Source organism: Xanthomonas sp. LMG 8993, from assembly GCF_009835065.2.
Taxonomy (GTDB): Bacteria; Pseudomonadota; Gammaproteobacteria; order Xanthomonadales; family Xanthomonadaceae; genus Xanthomonas; species Xanthomonas arboricola.
The window spans coordinates 71,158-85,947 of the sequence record NZ_QVIF02000008.1 but is presented as its reverse complement, the minus strand read 5'-3'; the positions used below and the strand labels follow the sequence as shown (position 1 = coordinate 85,947).

The window sequence follows — 14,790 nt, the reverse complement described above, 5'->3', positions numbered from 1 at the left end:
CCCGGCCTCGCATGCAGTGTTGTGCAGACGCCCTTGCCGATGTCATGGCAGCGGCTGACGTTCGACCCGCTGTTCGATCGCACCGAAGATGCTGGCGCCATCGGCAGCGAACATCTCGATCCGCACCACGTCGCCGAAGGACAGGAACGGCGTGCTCGGGGTGCCGTCGCGCAGGGTTTCCACCACGCGCTGCTCGGCAAAGCACGAGGCGCCCAGCGTGGTGTCCTGGTTGGCGATGGTGCCGGAGCCGACGATGGTGCCGGCCGAGAGCGGCCGCGTTCTGGCCGCGTGGGCGATCAGCTGGGCGAAGTCGAACTGCATGTCGTTGCCGGCCTCCGGCGCGCCGAACCAGGCGCCATTGACGTGGGTGACCAGCGGCAGGTGCACCTTGTTGTCGCGCCATGCCTCGTCCAGTTCATCCACGGTAACGAACACCGGCGACAGCGCCGAGCGCGGTTTGGATTGCACGAAGCCGAAGCCCTTGGCGAGCTCGGCCGGGATCAGGTTGCGCAGCGATACGTCGTTGACCAGGCCGACCAGCTGGATATGCGCGGCGGCCTGCTCGGGCGAGGCGCCCATCGGCACATCGTCGGTGATCACCACCAGCTCGGCTTCCAGATCGATACCGTGGTCTTCGCTGATCACCTTGATCGCATCGCGCGGGCCGTAGAACCCGGCGCTGGTGGCCTGGTACATCAGCGGGTCGGTGTAGAAGCTTTCCGGCACCTCGGCATTGCGCGCACGGCGCACGCGCTCCACGTGCGGCAGGTAGGCGCTGCCGTCGACGAACTCGTAGGCGCGCGGCAACGGTGCGGCCAGCGCCTGCAGATCCAGATCGAACACGCCATCGGCGCTGCCCTCGTTGAGCGAGGCCGACAAGGCATTCAGGCGCGGCGCGACATTGCTCCAGTCTTCCAGCGCGCGCTGCAGCGTGGGCGCGATGCCGGTGGCGCGGACTGCGGTGCGCAGGTCGCGCGCGACCACGATCAGGCTGCCATCGCGGCCGCCCTCCTTCAGGGAACCTAGCTTCATGACCGTCCTGTGCTGTGGCTGATCGGTCGATTGTACGGCCTGTCGCAACAGTGGTTGCAACTGAAACAACTGACCCGTAGCCCAACCGATGAACTCGCCTTTTGTGCAGCGCGCCAAACGCGCGTACACTGGCGCGGTCTGCATGCGGCCGTCCGTTTCCCTTAGGGACAGCCGGCGAGGCCAGGATCGATCGATCCGCTCGCCCGCCCCACCCGACGCCTTTCGTGGTGCCGACAAACCCATCGCGTCTTGATTGGGTTGTTCCACCATCTCGCAGCGCGGTTCACGGGAACGCTCCGAGCCTCACTTTTTTGCATCTGCAATGCGTTTGCGCTCCGGGCCTGGCCTGGCGGCGACGCTTTACTTGGAGCTTCCTGATGTCTTTTGAATCCCTGGGCCTGGCGCCCTTCCTGCTGCGCGCGTTGGCCGAGCAGGGCTACGAAACCCCCACTGCGATCCAGCAGCAGGCCATCCCGCTGGTGTTGGCAGGGCATGACCTGCTGGCCGGCGCACAGACCGGTACCGGCAAGACCGCCGCGTTCGGCCTGCCGTTGCTGCAGCACCTGGGCACCTCGCCGCAGCCGGTCAACGGCCCGCGCAAGCCGCGCGCGCTGATCCTGACCCCCACCCGCGAGCTGGCCACCCAGGTGCACGACAGCCTGCGCGGCTACAGCAAGTACCTGCGCATCCCGAGCGCGGTGATCTACGGCGGCGTGGGCATGGGCAACCAGCTCGACACCCTGCGTCGCGGCGTGGACCTGCTGATCGCCTGCCCGGGCCGGCTGATCGACCATATCGAGCGCCGCAGCGTGGACCTGTCCGGCATCGAAGTGCTGATCCTGGACGAAGCCGATCGCATGCTCGACATGGGCTTCCTGCCGTCGATCAAGCGCATCCTGACCAAGCTGCCGCGCCAGGACCGTCAGACCCTGCTGTTCTCGGCAACGTTCGAAGAGAACATCAAGCAGCTGGCGCTGGAATTCATGCGCAACCCGATGCAGATCCAGGTCACCCCGAGCAACACCGTGGCCGAGAGCATCACCCACCGCGTGCACCCGGTCGATGGCGCGCGCAAGCGCGACCTGCTGCTGCACCTGCTGGCGCAGGACAGCCGCGAGCAGACCCTGGTGTTCGCCCGCACCAAGCACGGCAGCGACAAGCTGGCGCTGTTCCTGGAAAAGTCCGGCATCAAGACCGCGGCGATCCATGGCAACAAGAGCCAGGGCCAGCGCATGCGCGCGCTGAGCGACTTCAAGGCCGGCCGCGTGACCGTGCTGGTGGCCACCGATATCGCCGCACGCGGCATCGACATCGACCAGCTGCCCAAGGTCATCAACTACGACCTGCCGATGGTGGCCGAGGATTACGTGCACCGCATCGGCCGCACCGGCCGTAACGGTTCCACCGGCGAGGCGATCTCGCTGGTGGCGCAGGACGAAGCCAAGCTGCTGCGCCAGATCGTGCGCATGCTGGGCCGCGACGTGGAAATCCGCGACGTGCCGGGTTACGAGCCGCAGACCCCGATCCGTTGGGGCAACAGCGCGCCGGGCCGTGCCGAGCAGCCGGGTGGCGATCGCGCCCCGCGCAAGAGCCACGCCCGTCGTCCGCATGGCGATGCACCGCGTCAGGCGCATGCGCATGCCGGCCCGAAGAAGCCGGGCGGCCAGCGCAGCAGCGGTCCGCGTCAGGCCGGTGTTGCCGCCGGTGCCGGTGCAGGCCGTCGCGATGGTGGCCGTGGCGGTCAGCGTCCGGGCGGCTCGCGCTGACGCCGGAGCGCCGGTACGACCGGCGCCCAGGTCTGCGTTGAACTGAAAGAAAAAGCCGCCCTTCGGGGCGGCTTTTTTGTGCGCGTCGTGTAGCCGATGCACGCTGGGGTGCGAACAGGACTGCGCGTAGACCTCGCGACGCAATCCGTCATGCCCCCCTAGCCTTCGATCAACGCGGTATTGCGATCGATCGCCTCGCGATACCGATCCAGCACCGCGGCGGTCTGCACGATGTAGGCGCTCAGATCCTCCCAACGCCGGTCTTCCAGCGCTTCGCGGATGCCGGGCAAGGTCTTGACCTCGTATCCGGTGGCCAGGCCGGGCGCGTAGATCAGGTTCCGGTACCACGGCCGCCCCGGCAGACCGCCTTCGGCCAGCAGGGTCTGGTCGATGCGCTGCAGCGAGGCATTGAGCGTGCCGCGCACACGTGCATCCAACCCGCCGCCGCGCGATGCCAGTGCATCGTCATAGCGTCTGGCGCTGGTTTGCAGGCGGGTAATGGCCTGATCCAGTGCGGCAAAGTCGATCTGCGGCACTGCGGCTTTCGGCTCGGGGGCGCGTTGCGGCCGGTTCGGGTTATCGATGGCGGCATAGGCACCGGCCTGCAACAACTCGGCCTGGGTGCGGGCGGCAGTGCGGTCGCTGTCGGCCTGCTGCTTGAGCTCCTGCGCGTAGCCGGCCACCGCGTCGGCGAAGTCGCCGAAGCGTTGCGGCAACACCGGCGCGTTGGCGACGCGCAGCACCGTGCGGCCGACCGTCTGCGACAACAGCGGCAGATAGCTGAAATCCGGGTCGATATAGCGCGCGAAATAATCGTAGGAGTCGTACAGCGAGTGATAGACACCGCTGCCGCCGCCCTGCCCGCCATAGCCCAGATCCAGCGTGGTCAGCCCCAGATGCTGCAGGAACGGGCTGTAGTCGCTGCCCGAGCCCAGCGCCTTCAGCGGCACGTCGCCGCCGGCCGCGAGTTGCTTGGCAACGTCTTTTTGCGCCGGCTTGGCGGTGGGCGCCAGCGCGTCGATGCGGGCACGGGCGCGTTGCCGTTCGAGCACGCTCACGCCGCTGTCGGGGTCGCGCAGATCCGCCGCCACGCCGTTGACCAGGCGTTGCAGCGCATGGCTGCCACCGGCATTGAGAAAGCCGCGCCCGTTGCCGTCGGTGTTGACGTACAGCACCGCCTTGCGGCGCAGTTCGTCGGCGTGCTGTTCGGCCCATTCGGTGGAGCCGAGCAGGCCGGCCTCCTCGCCGTCCCAACTGGCGTAGACGAGCGTGCGCTTGGGGCGCTGCCCCTGCCTGGCCAGCTCGCCGATCGCCTTGGCTTCGGCCAGCAAGGCGGTGGTACCCGAGAGCGGATCGGCCGCACCGAACACCCAGCCGTCGCGGTGATTGCCGCGCACCACCCACTGGTCCGGATACTCGCTGCCACGCAGGGTGGCGATGACGTTGTAGATGGTCTTGCTGCCCCACTCCGCGTCCACCTTGAGATGCACGCGCGCGGTGTCGTCGCCGCCGATGCGGTAGGTGATCGGCAGCGCGCCACGCCAGTCCTCCGGTGCCACCGGCCCACCCAGCGCGGCCAGCAAGGGCTGCGCGTCGCCCCAACTGATCGGCAGGGTCGGGATCTTCAACACGCTGCCGGCCTGGTCGATCTTCAGGCGTTTGGCGCCCTTGCTGGCGCCGACGCCCGGGGTCAGCGGATCGCCGGGATAGATCGCGAAATTGGCGACCGAGCCGCGTTGCACGCTCCACTGGTTGCGCGCCGGGCCATCCGGATACGCCCGATCCTGAAAATAGCCGTCGTCGCGCGGATCGGAATAGATGATCGCGCCGATCGCGCCATGCTCCTGCGCCAGCCGCGGCTTGAGCCCGCGCCAACCCTTGCCGTAGCGGGCGATGACGATCTTGCCGCGCACATCCACGCCATTGCGCGCCAGCGCTTCGTAGTCTTCGGCGATGCCGTAATTGACGTAGACCAGATCGCCGGTGACATCGCCATTGCCGCCGTAGATCACATACGGCGGCAGCACGTTCTCGGTCTGGGTGGAGGTGCTGTCGCCCGGCAGCGGCGGCTCCTTCAGACGCGCGACATACGGCTTTGCCCCGAGCAATTCCAGCTGCGAGCTCCTGGGCGAGGGCCACAGCACCTGGAAGGTTTCGATGCGCGCATCCCACCCGTAGCCGCGCAGGCGGTTTTGCAGATCGCGGGCGTTCTCCAGGTTATGCGGCGCGCCAACGTGATTGGGCGCCGATGCCCATTGCTTCAACCAGCCGCGATAATCGGCGTCCTTCAGGCCGCTATCGAAACGCGCTTCCAGCGCGCGCTGCGCCTGTGCGGCAGCGGCGTCATAACCCGGCAGCGCGACGGGTTGGGCCGCAGGTTGGGCAGCGAGGGAAGGTGCGACAAAGGCCAGGGCGAGCAGCCAGGCATGCGGCGAAGACGTCATCGGAGTTCCTTGGAAAGTGTCCGGGGGCGAATGGCGATTGGGTTGAGACAGCACGCTGGAGCACGCACGCACCATCGCACGGGCGTGCATGGGCCGTGCGTATTCCGATCAGAATCGATAGTCCAGGCCAACGGTGAAGTAACGCCCGCGCAGGTCGTACTGGGTGAAGTCGTAAGGCGCACGAATGCCCGGGAACGAGGCGTCGACCGGCGGCTGCTTGTCGGCCAGGTTCTCGATCTTGGCGTACAGGGTCAGCTTGTCGATGCCGGTGTAACCCAGATACAGGTCGAACTGGTTGTAGTCGCCCACACGCGACTGCACGGCAGTGGCCGCGGCGCTGGCCCTCTGGTCGTAGCCGCCGGTGTAGTACCAGGTCAGTGCGGCGCTGACGGTGCCCAGGTTCCAGTCCAGCGTGGTGGTGGCCTTGTTGCGTGGCAGCGACGGGCCGAGATTGCTGCCGGCGTAATCCTGCAACGGGCCACCGACCACGGTGGGGCGGCGGTAATCGCGCACATGGGTATAGGCGGTATTGAGGCCGAAGTTGCCGGCTGCCTCGGTGCGCCAGCGCTGACGCAGTTCGACATCGACTCCCGAGGTCGTCAGCTCGCTGAGGTTCTGGTAGCGGTTGTACACCGCCACCAGGGTGCCGCGCTCGTTGCGGATCACGTCGGCCGGGTCGTTGTTCTGCACGATGGTGGCGTTGTTGCCGGTGCCGACCAGATTCTCCAGTTCGATCTTGTACCAGTCCACGCTCAGGCTGGTGTCGGCCCACGGCGACAGCACCACGCCCAGGTTGTAGCTGCGTGTGCGCTCGGGTTCGAGCGCGGTGTTGCCGACGGTGAAGAAGGTCGGGTTCTGGCGCGAGCCCGGCACGTCCGGATCGAACGGGTCGACCACCGAGCCGTAAGAGATGTTGGTGCTGGCCGCATTCTCCGACAACGACGGTGCGCGAAAGCCGCGCGAGGCGGCCGCGCGCACCAGCACGGCGTCCAGCGGCTGCCAGCGCAGGCTGGCCTTGGGCGAAAACGCCTCGCCGAAATCGCTGTAGTGATCGCCGCGCCCGGCCAGTTGCAGTTCCAGCGATCGCAGCAGCGGCAGGTTGACCTCGGCATACAGCGCCGACACCCTGCGCTCGCCATCCACCGCGGCAATCGCGGGGCGGATCTGCAGGCCCTGGTCGATCTGCCAGGGATTGCGCGAGACCAGTTCCTCCTGCCGCCACTCGGCACCGGCAGCGAACCCGACGCTGCCGGCCGGCAGCTCGAACAGGTTGCCGGACACCTTGGCATCGACGCCGCGCAGCGTCGATTGCGCCGGGCGCAGCGTGCTGAGGTTGATGCCGTCGATCACCGACTGCGGCGTGGCGGACGGGTCGAGCAGGTTGTAGCTGCCGTCGGCCAGCGCCTGCGCCAGCGTGAAGCGGTTGGCGAAGCCACCGGACACGGTTTCGTGCTCGGTGCTGCGTGCGGCGAACGCAGCCGCCTCCCAATCCCAGCGTTCGGTCTTGCCGCGCACACCACCGAGAAAGCGGTAGGACTGCGAGCGATTGGTTTTGACCGTCTGGCCCAGGTCGAAGAAGGTGTATTCGATCGGCACCGCGGTGCCGTACGGGTTGTACGGGCTGGAGGCCGGCAACAGGTTGGACACCGGCTCGGCCAGCCCGCTGCTGGCGTTCAAGGCGAAGCGGCCGCCTTCCAGGGTGAAGTACGGGCTGGAGCCGAAGATCGACACGCCCTTGACCTCGCTGTAGAGCGCCTCGCCGAACGCCTCGACATTGTCGCTGAGCCGGAAGGTGGCGTTGGTGTAGGCCTGATAGCGCTTGGTCGAGGGAATCAGCGTGGTGAACGGGGCCTGGTTGAAGCCGCAGGTGTCGCCGGCCAGGCCGTCGATCGGCGCGCTGGCGGTCAGCACGGTGCCGGCGGGGCAGTTGCCTTGCGCATCCAGCATCGGCACCGAGCGGCCGCCGACCAGGTAGCGCGCGCCCTTGGCCGACCAGCCGTTCCAGCGCCCGCCGGGCAGGTCGGTGTAGATGCCCGAGCGGGTCAGCGCGCGCTGATCCTGATCCAGCCGGTCGCGGTTGTAGGCGTCGAAACTGAAAAGGATGTTGTAGCCGTCGCGGTCAAGATCGCCGATGCCGCCGATGAACTTGGCGCGCTGGGTATCCATGCCGCCCTGATCGGAGGTGCCGCCGCTCACGCCCAGCTCTGCGCCCTGGAAATCCTGGCGGGTGATGATGTTGACCACGCCGGCCACCGCGTCGGAGCCGTACACGGCAGAGGCACCGTCCTTGAGCACTTCGATGCGTTCCACCGCCACCAGCGGCAATGCGTTGAGGTTGACGAAGGTGTCGCCCAGGCCATTGGCGGGAAAGCCGTAGTTGGCCAGGCGGCGTCCGTTGAGCAGCACCAGGGTGTTCTTCTGCGACAGCCCGCGCAGGCCGATGCCCGCCGAGCCGGACGCCCAGCCGTTGTTGGTGGTTTCGTTGGTGGCGTTGCCGGTGTTGGCCGAGATCGAGCGTAGCGCGTCGGCCACGGTGACCTTGCCGGACTGCTCCAGCTGCTGGCGGTCGATCACCTGCACCGGGTTCGGGCCTTCGCTGTCGGTGCGTTTGATATTGGAGCCGGTGACGCTGACGGTGGCCAGGGTCTTGCCCGTGTCGGCTGTCGCGTCGTCGGCATGGGCAAGGGGAATCAGCGCCGACAGAACGGCAGCAGACAGCAGATAAGGCATCGGGCGCTTCACGCACGGCATCCATGAATGGGGGTTTTGCAGTGGGCCATGCGCAATCGATTAACAAAAATTACAGATCTGCATAGAGATATGACGCGCGGTGACACACGTCGCTGGCCGGACGCAGTAAGACGCGCGTCGGACGTTGTGCGGCCGACCGGGTGCGGCGCTCCGGCGCAACGCGACCACCCCGCGTTGCGGGTGCCATGCCAGGGCGCAGAGACGCTGTGTCGCCGCGATCGGGTCAGCCCGGCAGGCACCGGCGCACTTACAATGGCGCGCATGGATATCTTCAAAGTCTTTACGCTCGAAGCCGCGCACCGGCTTCCCAATGTGCCCCCCGGCCACAAGTGCGCCCGCCTGCACGGGCATTCGTTCCGGGTCGAGCTGCATGTCAGCGGCGAACCCGGTGCCGAGACCGGCTGGATCATGGATTTCGGCGACATCAAGGCCGCCTTCCAACCGATCTACGACCGCCTGGACCACCACTACCTCAACGACATCGAGGGGCTGGAAAACCCGACCAGCGAGCGGCTGGCGATCTGGATCTGGGACCAGCTCAAGCCGGCGCTGCCGCAGCTGAGCGAGATCGTGGTGCATGAAACCTGCACCTCCGGCTGCCGCTATCGCGGCTGATCGCGCAGCGCAGTGGTGTGACGCAAGGCCGCCTCCAGGGCGGTCTTGCCGTTTCTACGGCACGGATAATGGATTGATTTCAAAACGCTTTGCAGGCGATTTCGGAAATTTTCAGCAAACGTGTTGCATCGCAGCAATATCCGCGTATGCTGCAACGCAACAACGGTCACAGCCTTCCCCAAGGGGTTCGCAATGTCGGCGCAGTTCGAAAACGGCTTCAACAGCTTTGCCTCTGCAGCGGCACGCGCCAACCAGTTGGCGATGGAACACGCGGAAAACGCGTTTGGCCTGCAGCTGAAGACGCTCGAACGCAACGTCAGTGCGACCACCAGCTTCTTCGGTGAGTTTGCCCAGGCCCGCGACCTTGGCGCCTACCAGACGCTCTGGCCGAAGGGGCTGCAACTGGCCCGCGACAACCTGGAACGGCTGGCCTCGGTGAATCAGGAAGTGGTTGGACTGGGATTGAAGGCATCCGATGCGCTCGGCCAACTGGCCAAGCAGCAGTTCGAGGCCAACAGCGAGCAGGCCGCCAAAAGCAAGACCCGGCGCACGTAAGCGCCGACAAAAAATTCAGCGTCTTTGCATGGGTCCCTCCCCCCATGCAATCCGGCCCGACAGATCCCTCCCTCTGTCGGGCTTTTTTATTGTCTGCGCATTGCGCGCGCTGCCACTCCGACCAGGTGGTATCGCGGCACGGCGCAGGGTGCACTGGAAACGCCGGGACGCAGGGCGAGCGCCCGGCAGCGCGCAAGGCTGGGATGGCATCTGGCGATCCGCGTCGCAGTGACGCGGCCGCCAGACCGCCAACATCACTCAGACCGGCACGTGCAGCCCCAGCGACTGCGCCGCGGCATCGGCGCCCGGCCGCCAGCCGATCCGGCCCCAGCACGGCATCGCCAGGCGCTGGCGCAGCATGCCGATGTTCTCCTCGATGCGCTCCATCTGCGGGTCGACCTCGTTGGCGATCCAGCCGATGCAGTCCAGCCCGTCGGCAGCGATCGCCGCGGCGGTCAGGCGCGCGTGATTGATGCAGCCCAGCCGGATGCCGACCACCAGCACCACGGGCAGCTTGAGCGCACGCACCAGATCGGCCTGGTCCAGATCGGCGCTCAATGGCGCAGCCCAGCCGCCGACACCTTCCACCACCACCACCTCGGCCTGCGCGCGCAATTGCGCGAAGGCCTGGACGATCGGCTCCAGCGACAGGGTCACGCCGACATCGGCGGCGGCCAGTTCCGGCGCCAGCGGTGCCGGCAAGGCATAGGGATTGAGGGTGGCGTAATCGGGTTGCGGGGCGCTGGCGGCCTGCAGCGCCAGCGCGTCCTCGTTGCGCCAGCCCTGCGGCGTGTGCTCGCAACCGCTGGCCACCGGCTTCATGCCGACCGCCGTGTGGCCCTGTCTGCGCAGTGCGTGCAGCAGCGCGGTGCTGGCCATGGTCTTGCCGATGCCGGTGTCGGTGCCGGTGACATACAACGCCGGAAGCTGCATGCGTCTGTTCCTGCGGCCGCGCCGCGGTTGCCGTGGGGGCGCGCAGCATAGCGTGCGGATCCGAACGCGCGGCTGAGTCGCAATGCCGCTGCGGATGGCCGCTGCTAAACTTCGGCCATGTTCGCAACCTCTTCGCTGACCGGCAGCAAGCCGGAACAATACGCCCAGCTCACCGCCCAGGCCCAGGCCCTGGTGCATGGCGAGCCGGACCGGATCGCCAATGCCGCCAACCTGGCCGCACTGATCTTCAATGCGTTGCCGTCGCTCAACTGGGCCGGCTTCTATTTCTACGACGGCCGCGAGCTGGTGGTGGGGCCGTTCCAGGGCTTGCCGGCCTGCGTGCGCATTCCGCTGGACAAGGGCGTGTGCGGCGCGGCTGCCAGCACCCGGCAGAGTCAGCGCATTGCCGACGTGGATGCCTTCCCCGGGCATATCGCCTGCGATTCGGCCTCGCGCTCGGAGCTGGTGATTCCGCTGGTCAGGGGCGATGCGCTGATCGGCGTGCTGGATCTGGACAGCCCGGAGCTGGATCGCTTCGACGCCGACGATCAGCGCGGCCTGGAAGCCATTGCCCAGGTCTTCGTCGGCGCGCTGACGTGACCACCGAACGGCTGCGCAACATCGGCCCGAAAAGTGCGGCGTGGCTGCGCCAGGTCGGCCTGCGCACGCAGCAGGATCTGCAGGCGGTGGGCGCGGTGGGCGCATTCGTCAAAGTGCGCCGCGCCGGCTTCAAGCCCAGCCTCAACCTGCTGTATTCGCTGGAAGGCGCGTTGACCGACTGCCATTGGCAGGACGTGCCGGAAGCGCGCCGGCATGCCTTGCTGGCCGAATACGAGGCAGCCAGTGCGCTGTTGCCGGTGCGCGGGCGCGCGGTCGGTGGACCGGTGGAAACCGTGCACTACGCACGCGCCGACAACGACGATACGCACGGTGAGATAGGCGAAGCAGACGACGAGACTGCGGACCAGAGCGACACGCGCGACGATTGAGTGCCTGCGCCGAGGTGTCACCGCTGCATGCGTGCGGCATCAACACTGCGATCCGCAGCAGCGTGCTTGTCGAGCGGGTTTTCCTCGAGCGCCTGCTTGATGGGACGTCATCGACGCGTCGCTGCATCCCGCAACGTTGGCGCAAGCGATGCGCCCAACGTCTGGCCATGGCTGAGGCCTGGCAGCGGTTGATAGTCGGCGGTAAGGCCGGGTAACGACGACAACAGCGCGACGAGGCGTCGGGCGGCCTGTGGATCTGCGCGCGGCCGCCCCGGGCGATCCGGTTTTGCCTTGTTCGCCGATGGTGCGCCCTCGCCTGCCATCAGCGTCAGCCGACGCCTGGATGGCTGCGTGCCCGCCGAACGCTCCCGTGCATGGTCGACCACACGCTGCGCCTGCTGCACGACAAACCCATCGCCCCACCACAGCGACGGGTCGACCGCGACGTAGTGCTGGAATAGCTGCGGCTGCGTCAGCAACACCTGCAGCACGAACAATCCGCCATACGAATGGCCCCACAGCGTCTGCCGCTGACGGTCCACCGCCACGCGCGCTTCCACCTGCGGGCGAATGCCTGTTGCGATCAGCTGCGCGAACGCCGCCGCACCGCCGGTTCTGCGCTGCGGATCGAGTGGATCGGTTTCCACCCGCCCGTCGCTATAGCGCGCAGGCGTGTAGTCCAGGCTGCGCCCCACCGCATCGATGCGCAATGCGCTGTCGTCGGCGATGAACACCAGCACCGGCGCATCGCCGTGGGTGGTCAGGCTGTCGAGCAGGCGCTCATCCAGCTCCATCAGCGCGGCATTGCCATCCAGCAGATACACCACCGGATACCCCGCAGCCGGTGGCGCAGCTTTGGGGGTGGCGATGCGCACGCGGTAATGGCGCTGGCCATCGGCCGAATCCAGGCGCAACGCGCTGAACACATACGAGGCACTGGGACGATCGGCGACGGTGCTGCCGATCGTGCGGCTCAGGTCCGGCTGTGCGAACGCCGGCACAGCGCCGGCGATCCACATCAGCGCAGCGGCACACGCAAGCCGCCAACGATGCTGTCGGGTCATTGCACTCTCCTGTCGCGGCGCGCACGTTCGCGCACGGCGCCGCATCGCTGTCAGAAACCGAAACTCAGGCTCGCCCAAAACGCGCGACCGGGTTCGTTGTAGGTGGCTGCACCCGCCGCGCCGCCGGTGTTGTTGGTGCCTTCGCGGAACAGACGGGTGTCGAACAGATTGTCCACACCGACGCCCACGCTGACCTTGCGGGTGATCCGGTAACGCGCACTGACGCCCCACAGGTCATAGGGGTCGCGCGTGTCGGGGGCGATGGCGCCGCCGCTGGTGCTCGATTGCGTGGCCGACTCCTGCTTGCCGTAGAAGGTCCCGGTGAGCAGCAGCGACAAGGCCTGGGTCGGCTGCCAATCCAGCGTGGTGTTGACGGTGTATTCCGGGATCACCGACAGCGGTTGATCGGTCGCGGTGTTCTTGTTCTCGATCATGTAGGTGACATTGGTGTTCCACTTCAGCTCGCGGCCCTGCTCGCCCAACAGCGGCAACGTGAGATTACCTTCCACGCCCTGCACGATCGCTTCCGATGCATTGGTCCACTGGAACACCTGCCCGCGCCGGTCGACGGTGATACCGACCGGCGTCATGCCGGCGACGATCTTGTTGTCGTAGGCGTTATGGAAGTACGTCAGCGAGGCGTGGTGACCGGTTTGCGGTGCCCACTCGATGCCGATCTCCTTGTTGATGCTGGTCTCCGGATCGAGGTTGTCGTTGCCCTGGATATAGCAGCCCGAACCAAGATTGGGGAACAGCACCGGGCAGCCATTGCCGCGTGTGTAATACAGATAATTGGCGTTGGACTGATACAGGTTGGGCGCCTTGAAGGCGCGCGCGATGCCGCCCTTGAGCAACCAGTCGTCGCTGAGTTTGTACTGCACGTTGAGGCTGGGGCTGAGGTTGTTGCCAAACTGGCTGTGGTGATCCAGCCGCACACCGGGCGTCAGCGTCAGCCGCTCGCTGACATAGATGTTGTCTTCCAGATACACCGCGCTGAGCGTGGCCTCGCTGCGTGGGCTGCGCGTGCCGTTGGCAAGACCGGGAAAGCCGCCGCCGGCGCTCACCGTCTGCGACATCGAATACGCATCGCTGAGGCGGCTCTGGCGGCGCTCGAAACCCAGCGTCAGCACCTGCTCGGCCCAGGCCTGCAACGGCATGTTGAACTCGCCGTCGATGTTGAGGTTGTCGAGCGTGGCGGTGGAATTGAGCAGGCTGGCGGCAATGGAGCCTTCGGGGCCGCCGGCCAGGCCTTCGTTAAGGCGGGTATTGTCGGTGCCTTCATAGGCGGCGGTGAGGCGCGAGGTACCGAGCGCCCAGGTGCCGCGATGGGTCAGCGAGGCGGTGCGGCGGATCATGGTGTTGGTTTCGCTGCCGAACAGTGCGCCCAGATCGGCACCGGCCAGGCCATCGGCGCTGACCGCACGATCACCGGCGTACAGATTGCCCTGGCGGCTGAAGCCGGCATCGAGTTCCATCACCTGGCCTTCCATCGGATCCCAGCGCAGCAGGCCGTTGATGTCCTTGTTGCGCACGCCCTCGCGCCCGGCCGGCGGCACCGCGGCGGCACTGCTGGCAAAGCGGCGATTGAGCTCCAGCGAATCCGGATCGGTCTTGTTGAGGTTTCCATACAGGCGGAACGAGAACGTGTCGCTCAGCGGCCCGCTGAGCTGGAAGCCGGCACGCTGGCCACCGCCTTCGGCACTGTGCTGCGGCACCAGGCCGAACACCGTCATCGAACCGGTCAGGTCGCCGGTCGGCTTCTTGGTGATGATGTTGACCACACCGCCGGAGGCACCGGAGCCGTAACGTGCTGCGGCCGGGCCGCGCAGCACTTCGATACGCTCCACCGCTTCGGCCGGCACCCAGTTGGTGTCGCCGCGCGTATTGCGCTCGCCGCTGCGGCCCATGCGCACCGCATCGCGCGATCCCACCGGCTTGCCGTCGACCAGGATCAGCGTGTTTTCCGGGCCCATGCCGCGCAGATCGATCTGGCGGTTGTTGCCGTACTGGCCGGAGGCGCTGTTGCCGGTGAGGTTGACGCCAGGCATGGTGCGCAGCAACTGCGACAGATCGTTGACCGGTGGGCGCCGTTCGATGTCTTCGGCGGTGATCACCGATGACCCCAAGGCCTGGCGTGCGATCTGCGCGGCGGTGACGTGCACGGTGCCCAGCGACTGTGGCTCGGCTGCAACCTCTTCGGCCGATGCGCTGCAGATGCAGCTGCCGCAACCGAGAGCAATGGCCAGCACCAGCTGACGGTGGGACAACACGGGACGACGTGCAGGCGCAGACATCCATGACCGGCGTGATGCGGACATTCTCAAACCTCTCGACAGGAGATGGACCTCTGGCGACGGCTTGAGGTGACACGATGGGAGTGATGCATGCAGCGCCGCGCCCGACGCGCGTGCGCGGCGCTGACACAGTCAAACTTGTCCGCGCATTCTACACAGATGCGATTCATTCTCAAATCGGAACGCTGCGCTGGCATGGCCGCACGCAGGCATTGCCGCTTCCGGCAGCGCAGACGTCACCAATGACGCACACCGGTGGGGAACTGTACGCGTTAGCTGGCCGACGATGCGGCCAGCGTGCGAAAGGCCTTCATTCAAGGCGACAAACGCAGCCAGCCGATGGTGGT

General features: G+C 66.8%; 11 protein-coding genes. 5 read left to right on the top strand and 6 right to left on the bottom strand.

What is annotated here, in order from left to right; translation table 11 throughout:
• Nucleotides 1-42 precede the first annotated feature (42 nt).
• Nucleotides 43-1,101, bottom strand: a complete 1,059-nt coding sequence (locus DYQ94_RS15115) for a fumarylacetoacetate hydrolase family protein (RefSeq protein ID WP_026064014.1) — start codon at nucleotides 1,099-1,101, stop codon at nucleotides 43-45.
• A gap of 308 nt (nucleotides 1,102-1,409) precedes the next feature.
• Between DYQ94_RS15115 and DYQ94_RS15110 the strand changes: the two genes are divergently transcribed.
• Nucleotides 1,410-2,798, top strand: a complete 1,389-nt coding sequence (locus DYQ94_RS15110; protein ID WP_039525325.1) for a DEAD/DEAH box helicase — start codon at nucleotides 1,410-1,412, stop codon at nucleotides 2,796-2,798.
• A gap of 158 nt (nucleotides 2,799-2,956) precedes the next feature.
• On the opposite strand, the gene DYQ94_RS15105 is transcribed toward DYQ94_RS15110, so the two are convergent.
• Both DYQ94_RS15105 and DYQ94_RS15100 read right to left on the bottom strand, forming a co-directional pair.
• A complete protein-coding gene (locus DYQ94_RS15105) occupies nucleotides 2,957-5,242 on the bottom strand; it encodes a transferrin receptor-like dimerization domain-containing protein (RefSeq protein WP_126966627.1) in 2,286 nt (761 codons plus the stop codon).
• A 108-nt stretch (nucleotides 5,243-5,350) separates the two neighbouring features.
• Nucleotides 5,351-7,972, bottom strand: a complete 2,622-nt coding sequence (locus DYQ94_RS15100; protein WP_184429094.1) for a TonB-dependent receptor plug domain-containing protein — start codon at nucleotides 7,970-7,972, stop codon at nucleotides 5,351-5,353.
• A 282-nt stretch (nucleotides 7,973-8,254) separates the two neighbouring features.
• Here DYQ94_RS15100 and queD point away from each other — a divergent pair, with 282 nt between their 5' ends.
• Both queD and DYQ94_RS15090 read left to right on the top strand, forming a co-directional pair.
• The gene (queD, locus tag DYQ94_RS15095) at nucleotides 8,255-8,608 is read left to right on the top strand and encodes a 6-carboxytetrahydropterin synthase QueD (RefSeq protein WP_024938374.1); all 354 of its coding nucleotides are present in this window, start codon (nucleotides 8,255-8,257) and stop codon (nucleotides 8,606-8,608) included.
• Nucleotides 8,609-8,800: 192 nt separating this feature from the next.
• Complete coding sequence (locus DYQ94_RS15090; protein WP_126966625.1) at nucleotides 8,801-9,163, top strand: phasin family protein; 363 nt, start codon at nucleotides 8,801-8,803, stop codon at nucleotides 9,161-9,163.
• Nucleotides 9,164-9,421: 258 nt separating this feature from the next.
• Here the strand turns inward: DYQ94_RS15090 and bioD are convergent, their stop codons facing one another.
• A complete protein-coding gene (gene bioD, locus DYQ94_RS15085) occupies nucleotides 9,422-10,096 on the bottom strand; it encodes a dethiobiotin synthase (protein WP_126966624.1) in 675 nt (224 codons plus the stop codon).
• Between the two features lie 117 nt (nucleotides 10,097-10,213).
• On the opposite strand from bioD, the gene msrC reads away from it, so the two are divergent.
• Both msrC and DYQ94_RS15075 read left to right on the top strand, forming a co-directional pair.
• On the top strand, nucleotides 10,214-10,696 hold the full coding sequence (gene msrC / locus DYQ94_RS15080) for a free L-methionine (R)-S-oxide reductase MsrC (protein WP_054592358.1): 483 nt from the start codon (nucleotides 10,214-10,216) through the stop codon (nucleotides 10,694-10,696).
• Complete coding sequence (locus DYQ94_RS15075; RefSeq protein WP_024938378.1) at nucleotides 10,693-11,085, top strand: TfoX/Sxy family protein; 393 nt, start codon at nucleotides 10,693-10,695, stop codon at nucleotides 11,083-11,085. The genes msrC and DYQ94_RS15075 overlap by 4 nt, the downstream gene beginning before the upstream one ends.
• A gap of 107 nt (nucleotides 11,086-11,192) precedes the next feature.
• On the opposite strand, the gene DYQ94_RS15070 is transcribed toward DYQ94_RS15075, so the two are convergent.
• Both DYQ94_RS15070 and DYQ94_RS15065 read right to left on the bottom strand, forming a co-directional pair.
• Nucleotides 11,193-12,104: an alpha/beta hydrolase gene (locus DYQ94_RS15070; protein WP_126966686.1), complete on the bottom strand. Its 912-nt coding sequence runs from the start codon at nucleotides 12,102-12,104 to the stop codon at nucleotides 11,193-11,195.
• 95 nt (nucleotides 12,105-12,199) lie between these two features.
• Entirely contained in the window at nucleotides 12,200-14,416 is a 2,217-nt protein-coding gene (locus tag DYQ94_RS15065) for a TonB-dependent siderophore receptor (RefSeq protein WP_485129988.1), read from the bottom strand.
• Between the last annotated feature and the right edge of the window lie 374 nt (nucleotides 14,417-14,790).

Coding starts and splice junctions, on each gene's coding strand:
- DYQ94_RS15070 (WP_126966686.1), bottom strand. CDS start 12,104: ATGTGGATCGCCGGCGCTGTGCCGGCGTTCGCACAGCCGGACCTGAGC.
- bioD (WP_126966624.1), bottom strand. CDS start 10,096: ATGCAGCTTCCGGCGTTGTATGTCACCGGCACCGACACCGGCATCGGC.
- DYQ94_RS15110 (WP_039525325.1), top strand. CDS start 1,410: ATGTCTTTTGAATCCCTGGGCCTGGCGCCCTTCCTGCTGCGCGCGTTG.
- msrC (WP_054592358.1), top strand. CDS start 10,214: ATGTTCGCAACCTCTTCGCTGACCGGCAGCAAGCCGGAACAATACGCC.
- queD (WP_024938374.1), top strand. CDS start 8,255: ATGGATATCTTCAAAGTCTTTACGCTCGAAGCCGCGCACCGGCTTCCC.
- DYQ94_RS15090 (WP_126966625.1), top strand. CDS start 8,801: ATGTCGGCGCAGTTCGAAAACGGCTTCAACAGCTTTGCCTCTGCAGCG.
- DYQ94_RS15105 (WP_126966627.1), bottom strand. CDS start 5,242: ATGACGTCTTCGCCGCATGCCTGGCTGCTCGCCCTGGCCTTTGTCGCA.
- DYQ94_RS15100 (WP_184429094.1), bottom strand. CDS start 7,972: ATGCCTTATCTGCTGTCTGCTGCCGTTCTGTCGGCGCTGATTCCCCTT.